Here is a 25,408-nt window from a genome sequence, read left to right on the forward strand (position 1 = left end):
GCGTACACGGTCGAGGTCATCCCCCGACCGACAGTCAGGCAATTCTGAAAGCCATCACGGCCGGTGCTACGGAGTGGAACAATGAGCGACTTCGAGGAAATCGCAGCCCATTCTCACCCGGAGGCCCGGCCGCACCCGGAAGACGCTTCCCGCGCGCCGGACCCCGCCGCGGACGACGCCCCCCGCCTGGCCGCCTCCGCCGCGGCGGAGGAACTGCGCGCCGCCCTCGAAGGCCGCCCGCGCGCTGAACAGGAGCGGCGTCTGCGCGCCGTCGTCACCGGGGAGGTCCTGGCGGTCCTCGGCGGCGCCGACGGCGAGCGCCCCTCCGGCGATCTGTCCCGCCCCTTCCTCGACCTGGGCCTCGACTCGCTCACCGCGGTGGAGCTGCATCGCCGCCTCCAGCGGGCCACCGGCCTCAAGCTGCCCGTCACCGCCGTCTTCGACTACCCCACCGCGGACGCGCTCGCCCGCCATCTGCGCGCCGAGCTGTTCGACAGCGCCGACGACGGCTACGTTCCCGCGATCCGTCGCGCCGACGACGAGCCCATCGCCATCGTCGCCATGAGCTGCCGCCTGCCCGGCGGCGTCGAGACCCCCGAAGAGCTCTGGCAGCTCGTCGCCGACGAGGTGGACGCCATCAGCGGCTTCCCCGCCGACCGCGGCTGGGACCTCTCCGCCCTGTACGACACCGACCCCGACCGGCCCGGCACGTCGTACGTCCGCGAGGGCGGCTTCCTGCACGACGCGGGCGAGTTCGACGCCGACTTCTTCGGCCTCTCGCCCCGCGAGGCCCTCGCCACGGACCCGCAGCAGCGCCTGCTCCTCGAAGCGTCCTGGGAGGCCCTGGAGCGCGCGGGCATCGACCCCGCGTCCCTGCGCGACTCCGGCACCGGCGTGTTCGTCGGCGCCGAGACCCAGGAGTACGGGCCCCGCCTCAGCGACGCCGGTGACGGCCTGGAGGGCTACCTCGTCACCGGGACCGCCGCCAGCGTCGCCTCCGGCCGCATCGCCTACACCCTCGGCCTCCAGGGCCCGACCATGACGGTCGACACCGCCTGCTCCTCCTCCCTGGTCGCGCTGCACCTGGCCGTTCAGGCGCTGCGCCAGGGCGAGTGCGCGCTCGCCCTCGCGGGCGGCGTCGTGGTCATGGCGTCGCCCGGCTCCTTCCTGGCCTTCAGCCGCCAGCGCGGCCTCGCGCCCGATGGCCGCTGCAAGCCGTTCGCGCAGGGCGCGGACGGCACGGCGTGGGGCGAGGGCGTCGGCATGCTCGTCCTGGAGCGCCTCTCGGACGCGCGGCGCAACGGCCACAAGGTCCTCGCCGTCGTGCGCGGCTCCGCCGTGAACCAGGACGGCGCCAGCAACGGTCTGACCGCCCCCAACGGGCCCGCGCAGCAGCGCGTGATCCGCGCCGCCCTCGCCGACGCGGGCCTCGCGGCCGCCGACGTGGACGCGGTCGAGGCCCACGGCACCGGCACCACCCTGGGCGACCCCATCGAGGCCCAGGCGCTCATCGCCACGTACGGCAAGGACCGGCCGGAGGACCGGCCGCTGTGGCTCGGCTCGCTGAAGTCCAACGTGGGCCACACGCAGGCCGCCGCCGGTGTCGCCGGAGTCATCAAGATGGTGCAGGCCATGCACCGGGGCGTCCTGCCGAAGACCCTGCACGTCGACGAGCCGAGCAGCCACGTGGACTGGTCGGCGGGCGCCGTCGAACTCCTCACGGAGGCCCGGGAGTGGCCCGAGCGCGCGGACGGGCCGCGGCGCGCGGGCGTCTCGTCGTTCGGCATGAGCGGCACCAACGCGCACCTGATCCTGGAGCAGGCGCCGTCGCCCGCCGAGAACGTCGCCGAGCCGGACGGGGGCGGCGGGCCGGATGCGACCGTCCTGTCGGACGCGACCGCCCCGGGGGAGGTGTCCGGTCGCCCGGAGGAGGCGGGGCGCTCGGATGCGGTCGGTGAGCCGGGAGCGTTCGGCCCGTCGGGCGGGATCGGTCAACCGGACGCGTTCGGCCGACTGGACGGCCCGCTGGACGGGTTCGGTCTGCCGGACGGTGTCGGCCGGTCGGACGGGAGCGGTCCGACCGGTGGCTCCGGTGCGCCCTCGGTGATCTCCGGCCGTGTGCCGCTGGCCCTGTCGGCGAAGTCCGAGGACGCGCTGCGGGCCCAGGCGGCCCGGCTGCACGCGCACCTGTTCGCCCGGCCCGGCCTCGAACCGCTCGACGTGGCCTGGTCCCTCGCCGTCACCCGCTCGCGCTTCGAACGCCGCGGCGTCGTCCTCGGGCGCGACCGCGACGAGGTCCTCGCGGGGCTCGAACGCCTCGCGGACGGCGACCTCGTGGCCGGAGGCGCGGTCACCGGCCGCGCCGTCCCCGGGGCGCCCCGTCCGGTGTTCGTCTTCCCCGGCCAGGGCTCGCAGTGGGCCGGTATGGCCCGTGAACTCCTCGACGAGTCCCCGGTGTTCGCCGCGCGCATGCGGGAGTGCGCCGACGCCCTGGGCCCGTTCGTGGACTGGGACCTGTTCGACGAGCTGGACGGCGGCAACTTCGACCGCGTCGACGTCGTCCAGCCCGTCCTGTTCGCCGTGATGGTCTCCCTCGCCGCCGTGTGGCGCGCCGCGGGGGTCGAGCCCGCCGCCGTGGTCGGCCACAGCCAGGGCGAGATCGCCGCCGCGTGCGTCGCGGGCGCTCTGTCCCTGGAGGACGCGGCCTGGGTGGTGGCCCTGCGCAGCCAGGCCATCATCGAACTCTCCGGCCTCGGCGGCATGGTCTCTGTACCGCTGCCCGAGCGGCAGGTGCGCGAGATCCTCGCCCAGTGGGGCGACGACCTGTCCGTGGCGGCGGTCAACGGCCCCGCGCACGTCGTGGTCTCCGGCGCCGCGGCGGCCCTGGAGGAGCTGGTCGCGCAGTGCGTGGCCCGCGACATCCGCGCCCGCACCATCCCCGTGGACTACGCCTCGCACTCCGCGCACGTCGAAGCCATCGAGGAGCACCTGGAGCGGGTGCTCGCGCCGGTCGCGCCCCGCACGCCCGACGTGCCGCTGTACTCGACCCTGACCGGCGCCTGGTTGTCCGACGACACCCTGATGGACGCGGGTTACTGGTATCGCAACCTGCGCCAGACCGTCCTGTTCGAGCACGCCACCCGTGGCCTGCTGGCCGAGGGGCACGGTCTGTTCCTGGAGATGAGCCCGCACCCGGTGCTCACCGTCCCGGTGCAGGCCACCATCGACGCGACCGACAGCCCGGCCGCCACCCTCGGCTCCCTCCGGCGTGACGAGGGCGGCGCCGACCGCCTCGCGGCCTCGCTCGCCGAAGCCCACGCCCACGGCGCCGAACTCGACTGGCAGGCCCTCCTGCCCGGCGAGCGCACCGTCGTGGACCTGCCCACCTACCCCTTCCAGCGCCGCCACTACTGGCTGACCGAGGAGCGGACCGACGGCGGCACGCCGCTCGCCGCCGCCACGGACGAGGCCGAGGCCCTCTTCTGGGAGGCCGTCGAGCGCGAGGACGTCGACGAACTGTCCTCCACCCTCGGCGACGTGGCGCAGGGCGCCCTCAGCGAGGTCCTGCCCGGCCTCTCCGCATGGCGGCGCCGGCGCCGCGAACGGTCCGCCATCGACGCCTGGCGCTACCGCGCCACCTGGCAGCCCCTGCCGGGCGTCACCCTGCCACCCGCCCGACTGACCGGACCCTGGCTCGTCGTCCTGCCCGACAGCGCCCGCGCGCACCCGTGGGCGACCGGCGTCACCGAGGCGCTGACGGCGGCCGGAGCCGAACCCCTCGTCCTGAGCCTGGACACCGGCGAGGCGACGCGCGCACACCTGGCGGAGCGGCTGCGCCGGGCGACGGACGGCGGCGCGGCCGAACCCGTCGGCGTCGTCTCGTTGCTCGGCCTCGACGAGTCCCCCCTCGACGGGCACGAGGCCGTACCCGCCGGTGTCGCGGGCACCCTCGCCTTGGTGCAGGCCCTCGGCGACACCGGCGCCACGGCCCGGCTGTGGGCCCTGACCAGGGGCGCCGTCTCGACGGGGCGCAGCGACCGCCTCGACCACCCCCTCCAGGCCCACCTGTGGGGCCTCGGCCGTGTCGTCGCCCTCGAACACCCCGACCGCTGGGGCGGGCTCATCGACCTGCCCCGCGACCACGACGCGCGGGCGGGCACCCGGCTCGCCGCGATCCTCGCCGCCGCCCGCGACGGAGGCGAGGAGGACCAGCTCGCCGTGCGCGGCTCCGGGGTCTTCGCGCGCCGCCTCGTCCGGGGCGAGGCGACCGGCGCCGACCTCACCCGCGACACCCGCTGGACCCCGTGCGGCACCGTCCTCGTCACCGGCGGCACGGGTGCCCTGGGCGGGCACGTGGCGCGCTGGCTGGCCCGCGAGGGCGCCGAGCACCTCGTCCTCACCAGCCGCCGCGGCACCGACGCGCCCGGCGCCGCCGAACTGTGCGCCGACATCGCGGAGTTGGGTGTCCGCGTCACCGTCGCGGCCTGCGACGTCGCCGACCGCGACGCGCTCGCCCGGCTCCTGGACGGAATCCCCGCCGACACCCCCCTCACAGCCGTGATCCACACGGCGGGCGTCCTCGACGACGGCGTCGTCGACGCACTCACCCCCGAACGCCTCGACGGCGTACTGCGCCCCAAGTCCCCGGCGGCCACAGCCCTGCACGACCTCACCCGCGACCTCGACCTGGACGCGTTCGTCCTCTACTCCTCGGCGTCCGGCGCCCTCGGCAACGCGGGCCAGGCCAACTACGCGGCAGCCAACGCCTACCTCGACGCGCTCGCCGAACAGCGCCGCGCCGACGGCCTGCCCGCCACCTCCGTCGCCTGGGGCACCTGGGACGGCGCCGGGCTCGCCGACACGGCGGTGCGCGCCGACCGCTCGCGCCGCGACGGCATGCCGCCGATGCCGCCCGCACCGGCCGTCGCCGCCCTGCGGGACGCCGTCGAACGCGGCGACGCCACCGTCCTCGTCGCCGCCGTCGACTGGGACACCTTCCTGCCCGGCTTCCTCGCGGCCCGCCCCAACCGGCTCTTCGACACCCTCCCCGAAGTGCGGCAGCGGTCCGCCGACCCGGCTTCCGCCGAGGTGTCCGCGGGCCACGCCGCCACGGGCCCCGACTGGATCCGGCGGCTCGCCCCGCTCCCCGGCGCCGAGCGCGGCACCGCCCTCCTCGCCTTCGTCCGCACCCAGGCGGCCGCCGTCCTCGGCCACTCCTCGCCCGAGGCCGTCGACCCGGGACGCGCCTTCCGCGAGCTCGGCTTCGACTCGCTCACCGCCGTCGAGCTGCGCAACCGCCTCCAGGCCGCCACCGGCCTGCGCCTGCCCGCCTCGCTGGTCTTCGACTACCCCAACTCCACCTCCCTCGCCGCGTACTTGGGCGAGGAGGCCTTCGGCGCCATACCGGAGAACGGTGGCGCCCCCGCGCCGGTGGCCACCGCCGCCTACACGGACGGCGACCCCATCGCGATCGTCTCGATGAGCTGCCGCTTCCCCGGCGACGTCCGCTCACCCGAGGACCTGTGGCGGCTCGTCGCCGACGGCCGCGACGCCATGGGCGAGTTCCCCGCCGACCGGGGCTGGGACCTCGCGGAGCTCTACGACCCCGACCCCGACCGGGCGGGCAAGAGCTACGTCCGTGAGGGCGGATTCCTGCCGGACGCGGGCGAGTTCGACGCGGACTTCTTCGGCATCTCCCCGCGCGAGGCCCTCGCCATGGACCCGCAGCAGCGCCAGCTCATGGAGACCTCCTGGGAGCTGTTCGAGCGCGCGGGCATCGACCCGACGACGCTGCGCGGCACCCGCGCGGGCGTCTTCGTCGGCTCCAACGGCGACGACTACATCTCCCGCATGGCCGCCGTCCCCCAGGACATCGAGAGCCACGTCCTCACCGGCAACGCCGTGAGCGTCATGTCGGGCCGTCTTTCGTACGCGTTCGGGCTCGAAGGCCCGGCGGTCACGGTCGACACGGCCTGCTCGGCCTCCCTGGTCGCCCTGCATCTGGCCGCGCAGGCGCTGCGCCAGGGCGAGTGCGACATGGCCCTGGCGGGCGGCGTCACGGTGATGGCGTCACCGGACACCTTCGTCCAGTTCAGCCGCCAGCGCGGCCTGGCCGCCGACGGCCGGTGCAAGGCGTTCGCGGAGGCTGCGGACGGCACCGGCTGGGGCGAGGGTGTTGGCCTGCTGCTCCTGGAGCGGCTTTCGGACGCGCGCCGCAAGGGCCACCAGGTCCTCGCGGTCGTACGGGGCTCCGCCGTGAACCAGGACGGCGCGAGCAACGGCCTGACCGCCCCCAACGGGCCGTCCCAGCAGCGGGTGATCCGTGCCGCCCTCGCCAACGCCGGGCTGTCCGCCGGTGACGTGGACGCGGTCGAGGCCCACGGCACGGGCACCACCCTCGGTGACCCCATAGAGGCCCAGGCCCTCCTCGCCACCTACGGGCGGGAGCGCCCCGAGGACCGGCCGCTGTGGCTCGGCTCGGTGAAGTCCAACATCGGCCACACCCAGGCGGCCGCCGGTGTCGCTGGCGTCATCAAGATGGTCATGGCGATGCGCGAGGGCGTCCTGCCGCCGACCCTGCACGTGGACCGGCCGAGCACGCACGTGGACTGGTCGGCGGGCGCGGTCGAGCTTCTGACGGAGGCCCGGGACTGGGTCGAGCGCGGGGACGCGCCGCGCCGCGCGGGCGTCTCGTCGTTCGGCGTGAGCGGCACGAACGCGCACGTGATCGTGGAGCAGGCGCCGGTCGAGGAGCCCGCAGAGATCGTGGAGCCGGTCGCGCCGCTCACGGCTGTGCCGTGGCTGGTCTCGGGTCGTAGCGAGGAGGCCCTGCGGGCGCAGGCAGAGCGCCTCTGGGACCACGTCACGGGCGACGAAGACCTCGACCCGGCCGACGTCGGCTGGTCGCTGCTCTCGGCCCGAGCCGTGCACGAACACCGGGCGGTCGTCCTGGGACACGGCAGGGAGGAGCTCCTCACCGGCCTGGAGGCGGTGACGTCCGGCGGGCGCGGGGCCGTGACGGGCTCGGTCGTCGAGGGCCGCCTTGGCGTGCTCTTCACTGGCCAGGGCAGTCAGCGGATCGGGATGGGCAAGGAGCTGTACGAGACCTTCCCGGTGTTCGCGGATGCGTTGGACGAGGTGTGTGCTCATATAGATCCGTGGATAGAACGTTCGCTCCAGAGCGTGATGTTCGGTGCGGATGCGGACCTGCTGGAGCAGACCGGTTACGCCCAGCCCGCGTTGTTCGCCGTCGAGGTTGCCCTGTTCCGTCTGGCGGAGTCCTTCGACGTGCGTCCGGAGATCGTGGGCGGGCACTCGATCGGTGAGCTGGCTGCCGCGTATGTTGCTGGGTTGTGGTCGCTGGAGGATGCGGCTCAACTGGTGGCTGCTCGCGGCCGGTTGATGCAGGCCCTCCCGGAGGGCGGCGCCATGCTGGCCGTGCAGATCGCGGAAGCCGATGTGCTGCCGCTGCTGGACGGCATGACCGATCGTGTGGGTGTGGCGGCGGTGAACGGCCCGTCCCAGCTGGTGCTGTCCGGTGACCGCGCGGCTCTCGAAGGCCTGGAGCAGACCCTGCGTGATGAGGGCCGGAAGGTGAAGTGGCTGAAGGTCAGCCACGCTTTCCACTCGCCGTTGATGGACCCGGTGCTGGATGACTTCCGTAAGGTCGCGGCCAAGCTGACGTACCAGGACCCGACGTTGCCGGTGGTCTCCAACCTCACCGGTGAGCTGGCGGATCCTGCCGAGCTGAAGGACCCGGAGTACTGGGTCCGTCATATTCGTGAGGCGGTCCGCTTCCATGACGGTGTGAAGGCACTGGCAGGGCAGGGTGTTTCGACCCTCCTTGAGTTGGGTCCGGATGCCGTTCTGACGGCCATGGCTCATGACACGCTCACGGATCCGGCCGCGCAGGCGGGTCTGGTCAGTGCGCTGCGCAAGGACCGCCCCGAGGCCGACGCGTTCCTCGCGGCCCTCGCCCAGCTGCACGTACGCGGCATCGCCGTCGACTGGAACCCGGTCTACGCCCCGGTCGAGTCCCGGCGCCGCGTCGAGCTGCCCACGTACGCCTTCCAGCGCGACCACTACTGGCTGGACCTCACGGAGTTCGCGGTCACCGGCGCCGGAGCGGGCGGGGTCGCCGCCGACGAGGTGGAGGCGCGGTTCTGGGAGGCCGTGGAGCGGGAGGACCTGGAGTCGCTGAGTGCCGAGCTGGGCGGCGGTGCCGACGGTGGGGCGCTGGGCGAGGTGCTTCCGGTCCTGTCGTCGTGGCGGCGGCAGCGCCGCGAGACCTCCACGGTCGCACGGTGGCGGTACGAGGAGGCGTGGAAGCCGCTGACGGGCCTCGCCCCGGCGGCCTTCGGCGGCACCTGGTGGGTGGTCGTACCCGCCGACGAGGACGCGTACCCCTGGGTGGCGGCGGCGGTCGCCGGTCTGGAGGAGCGCGGCGCACGCGTGACCCGGATCGCGGTCGCCCCGGACGAGGCCGACCGCGAGACGCTGGGTCACAGGCTGCGTGAACACATCGACGGACAGGGCGAGTCGGCGCAGCCGCTGGGCGTCCTGTCGCTGCTCGCGCTCGACGACAGCGAGGGTTCCGCACACCCGACCGTGCCCGTCGGGCTCGAAGGAGTGCTCGCCCTGCTCCAGGCCCTGGGTGACGCCGACGTGGCGGCACCACTGTGGGCCGCCACGTGCGGCGCGGTGGCCACCGGCCGCTCGGACCGGCTGACGGCGCCGCGCCAGGCGCCCGTGTGGGGCATGGGCCGGGTCGCCGCCCTTGAGCAGCCGCAGCGCTGGGGCGGTCTCGTCGACCTGCCGCCGCTCCCCGACGAGCGGGCGCGGCTGCGGCTCGCCGACGCCGTCGGCGCGGCTACGGGCGAGGACCAGCTCGCGGTGCGCGGCTCGGGAGTGTTCGTACGCCGCCTCGTGCGCACGGTGGCCGGTGACGTCCCGGCGGGGGAGTGGACGCCGAGCGGCACGGCCCTCGTCACGGGTGGCACGGGCGCCCTCGGCGGTCACGTGGCGCGCTGGCTGGCGCGCGCGGGCGCCGCACACCTCGTCCTGACGAGCCGCCGGGGCGCGGACGCGCCGGGCGCCTCGGAACTCCGTGCGGAGCTGGAGGGTTTGGGTGCCGAGGTCACGATCGCTGCCTGTGATGTGGCCGATCGTGACGCGCTGGCGCGGCTTCTCGCGGAGATCCCGCAGGATGCGCCGCTGACCGGTGTGTTCCACACGGCAGGGGTACTTGATGACGGTGTCCTGGACGGCCTGACGGCGGAGCGGTTCGCTACCGTCTTCCGGCCGAAGGTCCAGGCGGCCCTGAACCTGCACGAGCTGACGCGCGACAGCGAACACCTCACGGCCTTCGTCCTGTTCGCCTCCGTCGCGGGCTCGATGGGCATCGGCGGACAGGGCAACTACGCGGCGGCCAACGCGTTCCTGGACGCCTTCGCCGCGCACCGCCGCGAGCTCGGCCTGCCCGCCCTGTCCCTGGCCTGGGGCCCGTGGGCCGGCGGTGGCATGGCTGCCGACGGCGGTGTGGTGGAGCAGCGCGTACGCGACAGCGGCATGCCCGCGATGGAGCCGGACCTCGCCGTCGCCGCCATGGCCGCCGCACTCGCGACCACGGCGGCGCCGGGCGGCGCTGCGGCGGTCACCCTCGCCGACGTCGTCTGGGAGGAGTACGCGCCCGGCTACGCGACGGCGCGCCCCTGCCACCTGTTCGACCAGCTCCTCCCGGCCGCACCGGCTGAACCGTCCGGAAAGCGGGGGCCGGAGCGGGCCGGTGATCCCTCCACGGCCTCGCTCGCGGAGCGGCTCGCGGCCCTTCCCGCGGCGGAGCGGGAGCGGGCGGTCCTCGACGTGGTGCGCGACCGCGTGGCCACCGTCCTCGGCTACCCGGCGGGCAAGACCGTGGACGCCGCCCGCCCCTTCAAGGACCTGGGCTTCGACTCGCTCACGGCGGTCGAGCTGCGCAACCTCGTCGGCGCCGTCAGCGGCCTCCACCTCCCGGCGACCCTCATCTTCGACCACCCGACCCCGGCCGCCCTCGCCCAGTACCTGCGCGGCGAACTCCTCGGCGGTCTCGCGCCCGCAGGCGCCGAGGCCCCGGCCGCAGCCCCGGCGGGAGCGGGCGCCCCGGACGACGGCGACCCGATCGTGATCGTGTCGATGAGCTGCCGCTTCCCCGGCGGCGTCCGTTCGCCCGAGGAACTGTGGCGGCTGCTGCGCGACGGCAGGGACGCCATGGGCGACATGCCCGACGACCGCGGCTGGAACGTGGCGGAGCTCTACCACCCCGACCCCGACCACCCCGGAACCAGCTACGTCCGCGAGGGCGGCTTCCTCCACGACATGGCCGCATTCGACGCGGACTTCTTCGGCATCTCCCCGCGCGAGGCGCTCACCATGGATCCGCAGCAGCGGCTCCTCCTGGAGACCGCTTGGGAGGCATTCGAACGGGCGGGCATCGACCCGGCGACCCTGCGCGGCAGCCGCACCGGCGTCTTCTCCGGCACCAACGGCCAGGACTACGAGCACGTCCTGCGCGCCGCCCCCGACGGCGGCGAGGGCCACCTCGGCACCGGCAACGCGGCGAGCGTCGTCTCCGGCCGCGTGTCGTACGCGTTCGGGCTCGAAGGCCCGGCGGTGACGGTCGACACGGCCTGCTCGTCCTCGCTGGTCGCCATGCACCTGGCGGCGCAGGCGCTGCGCCAGGGCGAGTGCGACCTGGCTCTGGCGGGCGGTGTCACGGTGATGTCCACGCCGGACACGTTCATCGAGTTCAGCCGTCAGCGCGGCCTGGCGACGGACGGCCGGTGCAAGGCGTTCGCGGAGGCTGCGGATGGCACCGGCTGGGGCGAGGGTGTTGGCCTGCTGCTCCTGGAGCGGCTTTCGGACGCCCGCCGCAAGGGCCACACGGTCCTCGCGGTCTTCCGTGGTTCCGCCGTGAACCAGGACGGCGCGAGCAACGGCCTCACCGCCCCGAACGGGCCGTCCCAGCAGCGGGTGATCCGTGCGGCCCTCGCCAACGCCGGGCTGTCCGCCGGTGACGTGGACGCGGTCGAGGCCCACGGCACGGGCACCACCCTCGGTGACCCCATCGAGGCCCAGGCCCTCCTCGCGACGTACGGCCAGGAGCGTTCGGCCGAGCGGCCGCTGTGGCTGGGCTCCATCAAGTCGAACATCGGCCACACCCAGGCCGCCGCCGGTGTCGCGGGCGTCATCAAGATGGTCCTCGCCCTGCGCGAGGGCGTCCTGCCGCAGACGCTGCACGTCGACCGCCCCAGCTCGCACGTGGACTGGTCGGCGGGCGCGGTCGAGCTTCTGACGGAGGCCCGGGAGTGGGCCGAGCGCGAGGACGCACCGCGCCGCGCGGGCGTCTCGTCGTTCGGCGTGAGCGGCACGAACGCCCACGTGATCGTGGAGCAGGCGCCGGTCGAGGAGTCCGCAGAGATCGTGGAGCCGGTCGCGCCGATCACGGCCGTGCCGTGGCTGGTCTCGGGCCGCAGCGCGGAGGCCCTGCGGGCGCAGGCGGAACGCCTCCGGGGCCACGTCACGGGCGACGAAGGCCTCGATCCGGTCGACGTCGGCTGGTCGCTCCTGTCGGGGCGTGCCGTGCACGAACACCGGGCTGTGGTCTTCGGTCGGGAGCGGGACGAGTTCCTGACCGGCCTTGAAGCACTCGTGCCCGGGTCGGTGGTCGAGGGCCGCCTCGGTGTGGTCTTCACCGGCCAGGGCAGTCAGCGGATCGGGATGGGCAAGGAGCTGTACGAGAGCTTCCCCGTCTTCGCGGATGCGTTGGACGAGGTGTGTGCTCATATAGATCCGTGGATAGAACGTTCGCTCCAGAGCGTGATGTTCGGTGCGGACGCGGACCTGCTGGAGCAGACCGGTTACGCGCAGCCCGCCCTGTTCGCCGTCGAGGTTGCCCTGTTCCGTCTGGCGGAGTCCTTCGGCGTACGCCCGGAAATCGTGGGCGGGCACTCGATCGGTGAGCTGGCTGCCGCGTACGTGGCCGGGTTGTGGTCCCTGGAGGATGCGGCTCAACTGGTGGCTGCTCGCGGCCGGTTGATGCAGGCCCTCCCGGAGGGCGGCGCCATGCTGGCGGTGCAGGCCACGGAAGCGGACGTGTTGCCGCTCCTGTCGGAGCGTGTGGGTGTGGCCGCCGTCAATGGCCCGTCCCAGCTGGTGCTGTCCGGTGACCGGGCGGCTCTCGAAGGCCTGGAGCAGACCCTGCGCGGCCAGGCCCGGAAGGTGAAGTGGCTGAAGGTCAGCCACGCTTTCCACTCGCCGTTGATGGAGCCCGTCCTGGATGACTTCCGGCGTGTGGCGCAGCAGTTGACGTATCAGGAGCTGGTCCTGCCGGTGGTCTCCAACCTCACCGGTGAGCTGGCGGATCCTGCCGGGCTGCGGGACCCGGAGTACTGGGTGCGGCACGTCCGCGAGGCGGTCCGTTTCCACGACGGTCTGAAGGCACTCGCAGGGCAGGGCGTCTCCACCTTCCTGGAGCTGGGCCCCGACGCGGTGCTCACGGCCATGGCGCACGACACCGTCACCGAGCCGGAGGACCAGGCAGGGCTCGTCGCGGCCGTTCGCAAGGGCCGCGCGGAGCCGGACACCTTCCTGGCCGCCCTGGCACAGCTGCACGTACGCGGCGTCGAGGTCGACTGGACGCCGCTGTACGCCCCGGCCGGGGCGCGTCGCCGGGTCGACCTGCCGACGTACGCCTTCCAGCGCCGGACGTACTGGCCGCGTGCGGCCGTCGGCGTGCCGGGGGACATGGCCGCGACCGGGCTGGTCGCGGCGGGGCACCCGCTCCTGGGCGCGGCGGTACCGCTGGCCGGTGGTGACGGGTACCTGCTGGCCGGGCGGCTTTCGCTGGCGACGCATCCGTGGCTGGCGGATCACGCGGTGGCGGGCCGGGTGTTGCTGCCCGGCACGGCGTTCGTGGAGCTGGCCGTGCGGGCCGGTGACGAGGTCGGCTGCGGCGTCCTTGAGGAACTGACACTGGCGGCCCCGCTGGTGCTGCCGGAACGTGGTGCCGTACAGCTCCAGGTCGGCGTCGGCGCCGAGGACGCGGACGGGCGCTTCCCGGTGAGCGTGCACTCGCGCGACGAGCAGGACCCCGAAGGGCCCTGGACCCGGCACGCGTCCGGCTTCCTGGCCGCCGTGGACGGCGAGGCGGAGCCCGAGGGCCTCACCGTCTGGCCGCCGCGCGACGCGGAGCCGATCCACGACGCGGCCTCGCTCTACGACCGGCTCGCCGGGACGGGGTACGGCTACGGCCCGGTGTTCCAGGGGCTGCGTGCCGCCTGGCGGCGCGGCGACGAGGTGTTCGCCGAGGTCGCGCTCCCGGAGGAGCAGGCGGCGGACGCCACGGCGTTCGGCCTCCACCCCGCCGTCCTCGACGCCGCCCTGCACTCCACCCTGCTGCTCGGCGAGGAGCGCCAGGGCCTCGGCCTGCCGTTCGCCTGGAGCGGGGTCCGGCTGTACCGGGCGGGTGCCGCGACGGTCCGCGTCCGGCTGGCCGCGGCGGGCACGGACGCCGTGTCCCTGACCCTCGCGGACCAGAGCGGCCAGGTGGTCGCCACCGTCGGCTCGCTGGTGTCGCGCCCGGTCTCGGCCGAGCAGCTCGGCGGCGGGGCGGTGAGCGACTCGATGTTCCACGTGGAATGGCGGCCGCAGGCCCTGACGCCGCCCGGTGAGCCGCTTTCGTACGTCTCGTACGAGGCAGCGGCCGCCGGTGGTGACGTGCCGGAGGCCGTGGTGTGGCACGGCGGTGTCCCCGCTGGTGAGCTGCGGCCCGAGGCGGTGTCGGCGCGGCTGGCCGAGGCGCTGGGCGTGGTGCAGGACTGGCTGGCCGACGAGCGGTACGCGTCCGCGCGGCTCGTCGTCGTGACGCGGGGCGCGGTCCCCGCCGACGGCACCGAAGAGGTCCTCGACCCCTCGGGCGCGGCCGTGTGGGGTCTCGTGCGGTCCGCGCAGGTCGAACACCCGGGGCGCTTCGTCCTGGTGGACACCGACGTGGACACCGAAGTCGACACCGAAGTCGACCCCAACGCCGACGTCGACGCGGCCACGCTCGGTGCCGTACTGGCGTCGGGCGAGCCGGAGGCAGCGGTCAGGGGCGGCTCGGTACGGGTGCCCCGGCTGACGAAGACCGCCGCCGCCCCGGCCGGTACCGACGCCGAGCCCTGGGGCGAGGGGTCCGTCCTCGTGACGGGCGCCTTCGGCGGCCTCGGACGCCTGGTGGCACGGCACCTGGCCGAGCACCACGGCGTGCGTGACCTGCTCCTCGTCTCCCGCAGGGGAGAGACGGCGGCCGGAGCCGGTGAACTGCGCGACGAACTCCAGGCCCTCGGCACGAAGGTCACGGTCGCCGCGTGCGACGTGGCCGACCGGGACGCCGTGGCCGCGCTGCTCGACGAGCGCGGCGCGGACCTGTCGGCCGTCGTGCACGTGGCGGGCATCCTGGACGACGGCGTGGTCACCGCCCTGACGCCCGAGCGCGTGGACGCCGTGCTGCGGCCGAAGGTGGACGCGGCGCTGCACCTGCACGAGCTGACCGCGGGCCTTGACCTGTCGGCCTTCGTCCTGTTCTCCTCCGCCGCCGGAGTCCTCGGCAGCCCGGGACAGGCCAACTACGCGGCCGCCAACTGCTTCCTCGACGCCCTGGCCGCCGTACGCCGCGCTCAGGGCCTCCCGGCGGCCTCGCTCGCCTGGGGCGTATGGGCGCAGGAGAGCGAGATGACGGAGGCCCTCGGCGACGCGGACCTCCGGCGCATGGCGCGCGGCGGCGTCGCCCCGCTGTCCACGCGCGAGGGCCTGGCGCTCCTGGACACCGCCGTCGCCCTGACCGGGCCCGACGCGCCCGCCGTGCTCGTGCCGCTGCACCTGGACACTGCGTCCCTGCGCGCCTCCGCCGGACCCGACGGCGTACAGCCCGTGTTCTCCGACCTCGTCCGCACCCCGGCCCGCCGGGTCGGCAGGGCGCTCGCCCGCTCCGGCGGCGCGGCGGAGGCCAACGGCACCGGGCCCGCGCTCCTCCGGGAATTGGCGGGGCTTTCCGGAGCGGACCGGGAGCGGGCCCTCCTCGACGCGGTACGCGGTAATGTGGCGACGGTGCTCGGGCATTCCGGCCCCGAGGCAATAGGCGCCACCCGTGGATTCCTTGAACTGGGGGTCGACTCGCTCACTGCGGTGGAACTCCGGAATAGGCTGAACTCCCTTTCCGGACTGCGGCTCCCGGCGACGCTCATCTTCGACTACCCGTCGCCCGCCGCGCTCGCCGCCCACCTGGACGAGACCCTGCCCCGCGACGGCGGCACGGCGGACGGGGCCGAGGGGCCGCGTGCCGGCGGGCTCACCGCCGAGCTCGCGGGCCTGGAAGCGGCCCTGGCAGCGGGCCCGCTGGCGGACGACCAGCGGACGGAGGTGCGCGGCAGGCTGCGGGCCCTGCTCGGCAAGCTGGACGCCGGGGAGCCGGGCGAGGCCGACGCGGCCGGTATCGCGGAGAAGCTGGAGGACGCCGACGACGATGACATGTTCGACTTCATCGACAATGAACTCGGCGTTTCCTGAGCGAGCTTCGCGGTAATGCGCGGAAATTCGTAAAGGGGCCCGTAGGGGGAGGGTAGGGGTTGTTGCCCCACCCTCCCCCGGATGTGATGGGTGCGGCCCTCTGCGTTGAAGGAGTCGCACCGAAATGGCGAACGAGCAGAAACTCCGCGAGTACCTCAAGCGAGTTACCGCGGATCTGCACCAGACCCGGCAGCGTCTACAGGACGCCGAGTCCGTGAGCCGGGAGCCCATCGCCATCGTGGCGATGAGCTGCCGCTACCCCGGCGGCGTCGCCGGCCCGGAAGACCTGTGGCAGCTCGTCGCCGAGGGCGGGGACGCGATCTCCCCCTTCCCCGACGACCGGGGCTGGGACGCGGACCTGCACGACCCCGACCCCGGCCGCCCCGGCAAGAGCTACGCGCGCGAAGGCGGGTTCCTCCACGAGGCCGCCGAGTTCGACCCGGCGTTCTTCGGCATCTCCCCGCGCGAGGCGCTCGCCATCGATCCGCAGCAGCGGCTCCTCCTCGAAGCGACGTGGGAGGCGTTCGAGCGGGCGGGCGTCGACCCGCTGTCGGTGCGCGGCTCCCGCACCGGCGTCTTCGTGGGCGTCATGTACGGCGACTACGGCAACCGCATCCTCAGCAACTCGCGGGGCCTCGAAGAGTTCGAGGGCTACCTCGGCAACGGCAGCGCGGGCAGCATCGCCTCCGGCCGCGTCTCCTACACCTTCGGCCTCGAAGGCCCCGCCGTCACCATCGACACAGCGTGCTCCTCCTCGCTCGTCGCCCTGCACCTCGCGGCGCAGGCCCTGCGCCAGGGCGAGTGCTCCCTCGCGCTCGCGGGCGGCGTGACCGTCATGTCGACGCCGGACACCTTCGTGGAGTTCAGCCGCCAGCGCGGCCTGGCCGCCGACGGCCGGTGCAAGGCGTTCGCGGAGGCGGCGGACGGCACCGGCTGGGGCGAAGGCGTCGGCCTGCTCCTCCTTGAGCGCCTGTCGGACGCCCAGCGCAACGGCCACAAGATCCTTGCCGTCGTACGCGGCTCCGCCGTCAACCAGGACGGCGCGAGCAGCGGCCTGACCGCCCCGAACGGTCCCGCGCAGCAGCGCGTCATCCGTGCCGCCCTCGCCAACGCCGGTCTCGCGGCCGCCGACGTGGACGCGGTCGAGGCGCACGGTACGGGCACCACCCTGGGCGACCCGATCGAGGCGCAGGCCCTGCTCGCCACCTACGGCCAGGACCGGCCGGAGGGCCGGCCGCTGTGGCTGGGCTCCGTGAAGTCGAACATCGGCCACACCCAGGCCGCCGCCGGTGTCGCGGGCGTCATCAAGATGGTCATGGCGATGCGCGAGGGGACCCTCCCGCGCACGCTGCACGTCGACCAGCCGAACTCCCTCGTCGACTGGGAAGCCGGAGCCGTCGAACTGCTCACCGACGAGCGGACCTGGCCCGAGGCCGACCGGCTGCGCCGCGCGGGCGTCTCGTCCTTCGGCGTGAGCGGCACCAACGCCCATGTGATCGTGGAGCAGGCGCCGGTCGAGGAGCCCGCCGAGACCGCGGAGCCGGTCGCGCCGCTCACAGCCGTGCCGTGGCTGGTGTCCGCCCGCAGCGAGGAGGCCCTGCGGGCGCAGGCCGAGCAGCTGCACGCGTACATGACTGCGCGCGGCGAACTCGACCACGCCGACGTCGGCTGGTCCCTCCTGTCGAGCCGTACCGCGCACGAACACCGGGCCGTCCTGTTCGGCCGGGACCGTTCGCAGTTCCTCGCGGGCCTGGAGTCGCTGGCCACCGGCGCCCCGGCCGCCGTGACGGGCGCGGTGGTCGAGGGCCGCCTCGGCGTGCTCTTCACCGGCCAGGGCAGTCAGCGGATCGGGATGGGCAAGGAGCTGTACGAGACCTTCCCGGTGTTCGCGGATGCGTTGGACGAGGTGTGTGCTCATATAGATCTGTGGATAGAACGTTCGCTCCAGAGCGTGATGTTCGGTGCGGACGCGGACCTGCTGGAGCAGACCGGTTACGCCCAGCCCGCCCTGTTCGCTGTCGAGGTGGCTCTGTTCCGTCTGGCGGAGTCTTTCGGCGTACGCCCGGAGATCGTCGGTGGGCACTCGATCGGTGAGCTGGCTGCCGCGTATGTTGCTGGGTTGTGGTCGCTGGAGGATGCGGCTCAACTGGTGGCTGCGCGTGGTCGGTTGATGCAGGCCCTGCCGGAGGGCGGGGCGATGCTGGCGGTGCAGGCCACGGAAGCGGATGTGTTGCCGCTCCTGTCGGAGCGTGTGGGTGTGGCCGCCGTCAATGGCCCGTCCCAGCTGGTGCTGTCCGGTGACCGGGCGGCTCTCGAAGGCCTGGAGCAGACGCTGCGCGACCAGGGCCGGAAGGTGAAGTGGCTGAAGGTCAGCCACGCCTTCCACTCGCCCCTGATGGACCCGGCGCTGGACGACTTCCGCGAGGTCGCGGCCAAGCTGACGTACCAGGACACCGTCCTGCCCGTCGTCTCCAACCTCACGGGCTCGCTCGCTCAGGCCGCCGACCTCAAGGACCCGGAGTACTGGGTCCGCCACATCCGCGAAGCGGTTCGCTTCCACGACGGCCTGAACGCCCTGACCGGCTTCGGCGCCGCCACGGTTCTCGAACTCGGCCCGGACTCCGTCCTGACCGCGATGGCCCACGACACCCTCACCGACCCCGCCGCGCAGGCGGGCCTGGTCGCCGCCCTGCGCAAGGACCGCGCGGAGCCGGACGCGTTCCTGGCCGCGCTCGCGCAGCTGCACGTGCGCGGCATCGCCGTCGACTGGGCGCCGCTGTACGCGCCGGTCGAGTCGCGGCGCCGCGTCGACCTGCCGACGTACGCCTTCCAGCACCAGACGCTCTGGCTCAACCCGCTGGCGGAGGGCCCCGCCGAAGCGGCCGACCCTGTGGACGCCGGTTTCTGGGAGGCCGTGGAGGCCGAGGACCTGCGGGCGCTGACGGGCGCGCTGGAGGTCGACGAGGAGGCGCCGTTCCGGTCAGTGCTGCCCGCGCTCACGGCGTGGCGGCGGCAGCGGCAGGAGCGGTCCGAGCTGGAACGGTGGCGCTACCGGACCGCGTGGAAGCCGCTCGGCAGGACGGCACCGGGCCGTCTGACGGGCACGTGGCTCGTCGTCGCCAGTGCCGGAACACCCGAGGAGGCGTGGGTCGACGGGGCCGTACGGGCCCTGGAACAGGGCGGGGCGCGTGCCCGCGTGCTGCGCGTGGGGGCACGGGACGCCGACCGCGGCACCCTGTGCGAACTGCTCAGCCATGCCCTCACAGGCCCCGGCGAGGAGCAGAGCGAGCCGGTCGCCGGGGTGCTGTCCCTGCTGGCCTGCGCGCCCGCGGCGGCCGAGGCACCGACGGCCGGGGACGTCCCGGCCGGTGTCCTCCTGACGCTCGCCCTCGTCCAGGCACTGGGCGACGAGCGCGTGGACGCGCCGCTGTGGGTGGCGACGCGGGACGCGGTCTCCGTGGGCGCCTCCGACCGCACGGCCGACGCCGACGCCGCGGCGGTCTGGGGCCTCGGCCGGGTCGCGGCCCTCGAACTCCCTGAGCGCTGGGGCGGCCTCGTCGACCTCCCCGAGGCCGCGGACACGCGTGCCGTGGCTCGCCTCGCCCAGGTCCTCGCGGCCCCGGCGGCCGAGGACCAGGTGGCCGTGCGCGGCTCCGGGGTGTTCGCGCGCCGTCTGGAGCGGGCATCGCTCGACGCCGTCACGGCGGGGGAGTGGACACCCGAGGGCAGCGTTCTGGTGACCGGTGGCACGGGTGCCATCGGCGGTCACGTGGCGCGCTGGCTCGTCTCCCAGGGCGCCCGGCACCTCGTCCTGACGAGCCGCCGGGGCGCGGACGCGCCGGGCGCCTTGGAACTCCGTGCGGAGCTGGAGGGTTTGGGTGCCGAGGTCACGATCTCTGCCTGTGATGTGGCCGATCGTGACGCGCTGGCGCGGCTTCTCGAGGAGATCCCGGAGGATGCGCCGCTGACCGGTGTGTTCCACACGGCAGGGGTACTTGATGACGGTGTCCTGGACGGCCTGACGGCGGAGCGGTTCGCTACCGTCTTCCGGCCGAAGGTCCAGGCGGCCCTGAACCTGCACGAGCTGACGCGGGACAGCGAACACCTCACGGCCTTCGTCCTGTTCGCCTCCCTCACCGGCACGGTGGGCGCGCCCGGCCAGGGCAACTACGCCGCCGCGAACGCCTTCCTCGACGCGCTCGCCGAACGGCGCCGTGCGGCGGGGCTGCCCGCGGTGTCACTCTCCTGGGGGCCGTGGGCAGGCAGCGGCATGGCCGCCGACGACGGCTCCGAGGAGCGCATGCGCCAGGCGGGCCTGCCCGTCATGGACCCGGCTCGGGCCACCGAGGCCCTGCGTCTGGCGGCCGCCCACGGCGGACAGGCCGCGCTCGTCGTGGCCGACGTGGTGTGGGACCGGTTCCTCGACGGGTTCACGGCCACCCGGCACAGCACGCTCTTCGACGACCTGCCGGAGGTGGCCGCCCTGCGCACGGCCCGTCCCACCGGGCCTGCCGAGGCGGAACAGCCGGACTTGAAGCGCCAGTTGGCCGCCCTGTCGCGCCCTGACGCCGAGCGGGCGCTGCTCGACCTCGTACGGGCCCACGCCGCCACGGTGCTCGGGCACGGCGGGGTGGACGCGGTGCCCTCGGACGGCGCGTTCAAGGGGCTCGGGTTCGACTCGCTCACCTCCGTGGAGTTCCGCAACCGCCTGGGCGCCGCGACCGGTCTGACGCTCCCGGCGACCCTCGTCTTCGACCACCCCTCGCCGCACGCCGTCGCCGACCACCTGTCCGGCCTCCTCATCGGCGGCGAGGCCACCGACGCCACCGCCACGGAGCCCGTTCCGTCCGTCCGCGCGGACGACGAGCCCATCGCCATCGTGTCGATGAGCTGCCGCTTCCCCGGCGGCGTACGCGGTCCGGAGGACCTGTGGCGGCTCGTCGCCGACGGCGTCGACGCGCTGGGCGAGTTCCCGGCGGGCCGCGGCTGGGACACGCGGTCCCTGTACGACCCGGATCCGGCCACCCCCGGCTCCACCTACGCCCGGCAGGGCGGATTCCTCTCCGACGCGGGCGAGTTCGACGCGGACTTCTTCGGGATCTCGCCGCGCGAGGCCCTGGCGATGGACCCGCAGCAGCGGCTGCTCCTGGAGACCTCCTGGGAGCTGTTCGAGCGGGCGGGCATCGACTCGGCGGCCCTGCGCGGCAGCCGCACCGGCGTCTTCGCGGGCACCAACGGCCAGGACTACCTCGACCTCCTCAAGGACGCGCCCGACGGCGCCGAGGGTTACATCGGCACGGGCAACGCCGCGAGCGTCGTCTCCGGCCGTCTGTCGTACGCCTTCGGCTTCGAAGGCCCCGCCATGACCGTCGACACGGCCTGCTCCTCGGCCCTGGTCGCCCTGCACCTGGCGGCGCAGGCGCTGCGCCAGGGCGAGTGCGACCTGGCTCTGGCGGGCGGTGTCACGGTGATGTCCACGCCGAGCGCCTTCATCGAGTTCAGCCGTCAGCGCGGCCTGGCGACCGACGGCCGCTGCAAGGCGTTCGCGGAGGCGGCGGACGGCACCGGCTGGGGCGAAGGCGTCGGCCTGCTGCTCCTGGAGCGGCTCTCGGACGCCCGGCGCAACGGCCACGAAGTCCTCGCCGTCGTCAGCGGTTCCGCCGTCAACCAGGACGGCGCGAGCAACGGCCTCACCGCCCCCAACGGCCCCGCCCAGCAGCGCGTCATCCGCGCGGCCCTGGCGAACGCGGGCCTCAAGCCGGGCGACGTGGACGCCGTCGAGGCCCACGGCACCGGCACGGCCCTCGGCGACCCCATCGAGGCGCAGGCCCTGCTCGCCACCTACGGTCAGGAGCGCCCGGCCGAGCGGCCGCTGTGGCTGGGCTCCATCAAGTCCAACATCGGCCACACCCAGGCGGCCGCGGGTGTCGCGGGCGTCATCAAGATGGTGATGGCCCTGCGGGAGGGCGTCCTGCCGCCGACGCTGCACGTGGACCGGCCGAGTACACATGTCGACTGGGCTTCGGGCGCCGTCGAACTGCTCACGGCGGCGCGCGCGTGGCCCGAGCGGGACGAGGCGCCGCGCCGGGGAGGCGTGTCCTCGTTCGGCATCAGCGGCACCAACGCCCACGTGATCGTCGAGCAGCCCCCGCTGACGGACCCTGAGGAGCCCGCGGTGACGGCGGATCCGGTCGCGCCGATCACGGCTGTGCCGTGGCTCGTGTCGGCCCGGAGCCCGGAGGCCCTGCGTGCCCAGGCCGAGCGCCTGCGCGCGCACGCGGCCGACCGTGACGAGCTCGACCCGGTCGACGTGGGCTGGTCGCTCCTGTCGGGCCGTGCCGTCCACGAGCACCGGGCGGTGCTCTTCGGCCGGGACCGGGACGAGTTCCTGACCGGCCTCGACTCGCTGGTCTCCGGCGGTCCGGGCGTGGTGTCCGGTGCCGCGACGGGCGGCCGCCTCGGTGTCGTCTTCACCGGCCAGGGCAGTCAGCGGATCGGGATGGGCAAGGAGCTGTATGAGGACTTCCCCGTCTTCGCGGATGCGTTGGACGAGGTGTGTGCTCATATAGATCCGTGGATAGAACGTTCGCTCCAGAGCGTGATGTTCGGTACCGACGCCGATCTCCTTGAGCAGACGGGCTACGCGCAGCCCGCGCTGTTCGCGATGGAAGTCGCCCTGTACCGGCTGGCCGAGTCCTTCGGCCTGCGTCCGGACGTCGTCGGCGGCCACTCGATCGGCGAGCTGGCCGCCGCGTACGTGGCCGGGCTGTGGTCCCTGGAGGACGCGGCTCAACTGGTCACCGCCCGCGGTCGGTTGATGCAGGCCCTGCCGGAGGGCGGCGCCATGCTGGCGGTGCAGGCCACGGAAGCGGACGTGCTGCCGCTCCTGTCGGAGCGTGTGGGTGTGGCCGCCGTCAATGGCCCGGCGCAGCTGGTGCTCTCTGGTGACCGCGCGGCTCTCGAAGGCCTGGAGCAGACCCTGCGCGACCAGGGCCGGAAGGTGAAGTGGCTGAAGGTCAGCCACGCCTTCCACTCGCCCCTGATGGAGCCCGCCCTCGCGGACTTCCGCAAGGTCGCCGAGGGACTGGAGTACAGGGAGCCGAACCTGCCGGTCGTCTCCAACCTCACCGGTGCACTGGCGGATCCTGCCGAGCTGCGGGACCCGGAGTACTGGGTGCGGCACGTCCGTGAGGCGGTGCGTTTCCACGACGGTCTGAAGGCGCTGGCAGGGCAGGGCGTCTCGACCTTCCTGGAGCTGGGCCCCGACGCGGTGCTCACCGCGATGGCGCACGACACGCTCACCGAGCCCGCCGCGCAGACGGGCTTGATCGCGGCCGTTCGCAAGGACCGCCCCGAGGCCGACGCCTTCCTCGCCGCCCTCGCGCAGCTGCACGTACGCGGCGTCGAGGTCGACTGGACGCCGCTGTACGCCCCCGTGGAGTCCCGGCGCCGCGTCGGCCTGCCGACGTACGCCTTCCAGCGCCGGACGTACTGGCCGCGGCCGACGGAGTCCGGTGTGCCGGACGCGGAGGCCGGGGCCGTGGACGCCGAGTTCTGGGCCGTTGTACGGCGGGAGGACCTGGACGGGCTCGCCGGGGCGCTGGACCTCGACCAGGAGGCCCCGCTGAAGTCGGTGCTCCCGGCCCTGGTCACCTGGCACCGGCGGCAGCAGGAGCGGCACGAGGTGGACGCCCTGCGGTACGGCGTCACGTGGACGCCGCTCGCCGGTGCGGCCGGGCCGGGCGCCGGTACGGGCCTGAACGGCACGTGGGCGCTCCTCGTCCCGGCCGACGCGGCCGGCCACCCCTGGTGCGCGGCCGCCGAGGAGGCCCTCGCGGAGGCCGGTGCGCGGGTCCGGTCCGTCGTAGTCGGCGACGAGGCGGCCGACCGTACGGCGATGACGCGGATCCTGCGGGAGATCGGCGAGCCGACCGCCGTCGCGGGCGTGCTGTCGCTCCTCGCCCTGGACGAGCGCCCGTACCGCCACCCGGAGACCGACACCCCTGACCCCGCTCTGACCCGGGGCATGGCCGCGACCCTCGCGCTCACGCAGGCCGTCGTGGACGCCGGGGCCGGCGGGCGGCTGTGGGTCGCGACGTCCGGCGCGGTGTCCGTCGGGGCCACCGACCCGGTGCGCGCCGCGGCACAGTCGCAGGTGTGGGGCTTCGGCCGGGTCGTGGGCCTGGAGCACCCGGAGGTGTGGGGCGGCCTCATCGACCTGCCGGAGGCCACCGAGGCCGACCGGGACACCAGCGGCCCGGATTCCGTGCGGACCCGGCTCGCCGCGCTCCTCTCCCGCGCCGGTGCCGAGGACTTCACCGAGGACCAGCTCGCCCTCCGCGCGTCCGGCGTCCTCGTACGCCGCCTCACGCGGGCCCCCGGCGGCCCCGCGGCCGGCGAGGGCTGGCAGCCGCGCGGCACCGTGCTCGTCACCGGCGGCACCGGCGCCCTCGGCGCACACGTGGCCCGGTGGCTCGCGGGCCACGGCGCCGCCCACCTCGTCCTGACGAGCCGACGCGGCCCCGACGCGCCCGGCGCCGCCGAACTCCGCGCAGAACTGGAGGAGTTGGGGGCCGAGGTCACCGTCGCCGCCTGTGACGTGGCCGACCGGGACGCGGTCGCACGGCTCCTCGGCGCGATCCCCGCGGACGCGCCGCTGAGCGCCGTCGTGCACGCGGCGGGCGTGGGACAGGACCTGATGGTCGCCGAGACCGGGCCCCGGGACTTCGCCGCCATCGTGACGGCCAAGACCGCGGGCGCCGCACACCTGGACGACCTGCTCGGCGACACGCCGCTGGACGCCTTCGTGCTCTTCTCGTCCATCGCCGGAGTGTGGGGCAGCGGCGGCCAGGCCGCCTACGCCGCCGCCAACGCCTTCCTCGACGGCCTCGCCGAGCGGCGCGCGGCCCGCGGGCGGGCCGTGACGTCGATCGCCTGGGGCCCGTGGGCGGGCTCCGGCATGGCCGGGGACGACGAGGCGGCCGCGCACCTGCGCAAGCGGGGCCTGCCCGTCATGCGGCCCGACGTGGCCGTCGCGGCCCTGCGGCGCGCGCTCGACGGGCCGGGGCCGCTGGTGACCGTCGCCGACGTCGACTGGGAGCGGTTCGCCCCGGCCTTCACCGTGCGCCGCCCGAGCCCACTGCTCGACGGCCTGCCGGAGGTGCGCCGCGCGCTCACCGCCGCGCCGGACGCCACCGGCGGCGGGGCCGCCGAGGGCGACGCCGCGACCGCGCTGCGCGACCGGCTCGACGCCGCGTCACCCGCCGACCGCGAGCGGATCGTCCTGGAGCTGGTGCGCACCGAGGTCGCCGCCGTCCTCGGACACGCCGGCACGGCGGCGGTGCGCGAGGACCGCGCGTTCAAGGAGTTCGGCTTCGACTCGCTGACCGCCGTCGAGCTGCGCACCCGGCTGAATGCCGCGACCGGTCTGAGCCTGCCCAGCACGCTCGTCTTCGACCACCCGACCCCCGGGGAGCTCGCCCGCGAACTCCTCGCCGAACTCCTGCCGGACGCCGCACCCGGCGACGCGGACGACGCCTACGCCGTCCACGCCGCCGACGGCGCGGCGGACCACCCCGCGGACGCCGAAGTCCGCAGGGCCCTGGCGGCCGTCCCGGTCGCCCGCATCCGCGAGGCGGGCCTGCTCGACGCCCTGCTGCGGCTCGCCGCACCGGACCCGGCGGCGGCCCCGGCCACCGCCGCGCCGGATGACGACGACGCGGACGCCTCGATCGACGCCATGGACGTGGCCAACCTGATCCAGATGGCCTTGGACAACAGTGATTCCTGATGCAGCGATTCCTGACGCAGCACGAAATGTGGAGCC

Annotated in this window: 2 protein-coding genes; both read left to right on the forward strand. The window is 74.5% G+C overall.

Annotation, left to right across the window (positions count from 1 at the left end; genetic code table 11):
• Positions 1-63: 63 nt before the first annotated feature.
• Positions 64-15,582 carry a type I polyketide synthase gene (locus MQV74_RS34240; RefSeq protein ID WP_441349348.1) on the forward strand — a complete coding sequence of 5,173 codons (15,519 nt, stop codon included), beginning with the start codon at positions 64-66 and terminating at the stop codon, positions 15,580-15,582.
• A gap of 124 nt (positions 15,583-15,706) precedes the next feature.
• The gene (locus MQV74_RS40935) at positions 15,707-25,372 is read left to right on the forward strand and encodes a type I polyketide synthase (protein WP_278194277.1); all 9,666 of its coding nucleotides are present in this window, start codon (positions 15,707-15,709) and stop codon (positions 25,370-25,372) included.
• The last annotated feature ends 36 nt before the right edge of the window (positions 25,373-25,408 follow it).

The sequence above is a fragment of the Streptomyces sp. AN091965 genome, assembly GCF_022698285.1.
Classification (GTDB): domain Bacteria; phylum Actinomycetota; class Actinomycetes; order Streptomycetales; family Streptomycetaceae; genus Streptomyces.

What these genes read in the sequence shown, in the direction of transcription:
- MQV74_RS40935 (WP_278194277.1), top strand. Translation starts at nt 15,707, where the DNA reads ATGGCGAACGAGCAGAAACTCCGCGAGTACCTCAAGCGAGTTACCGCG.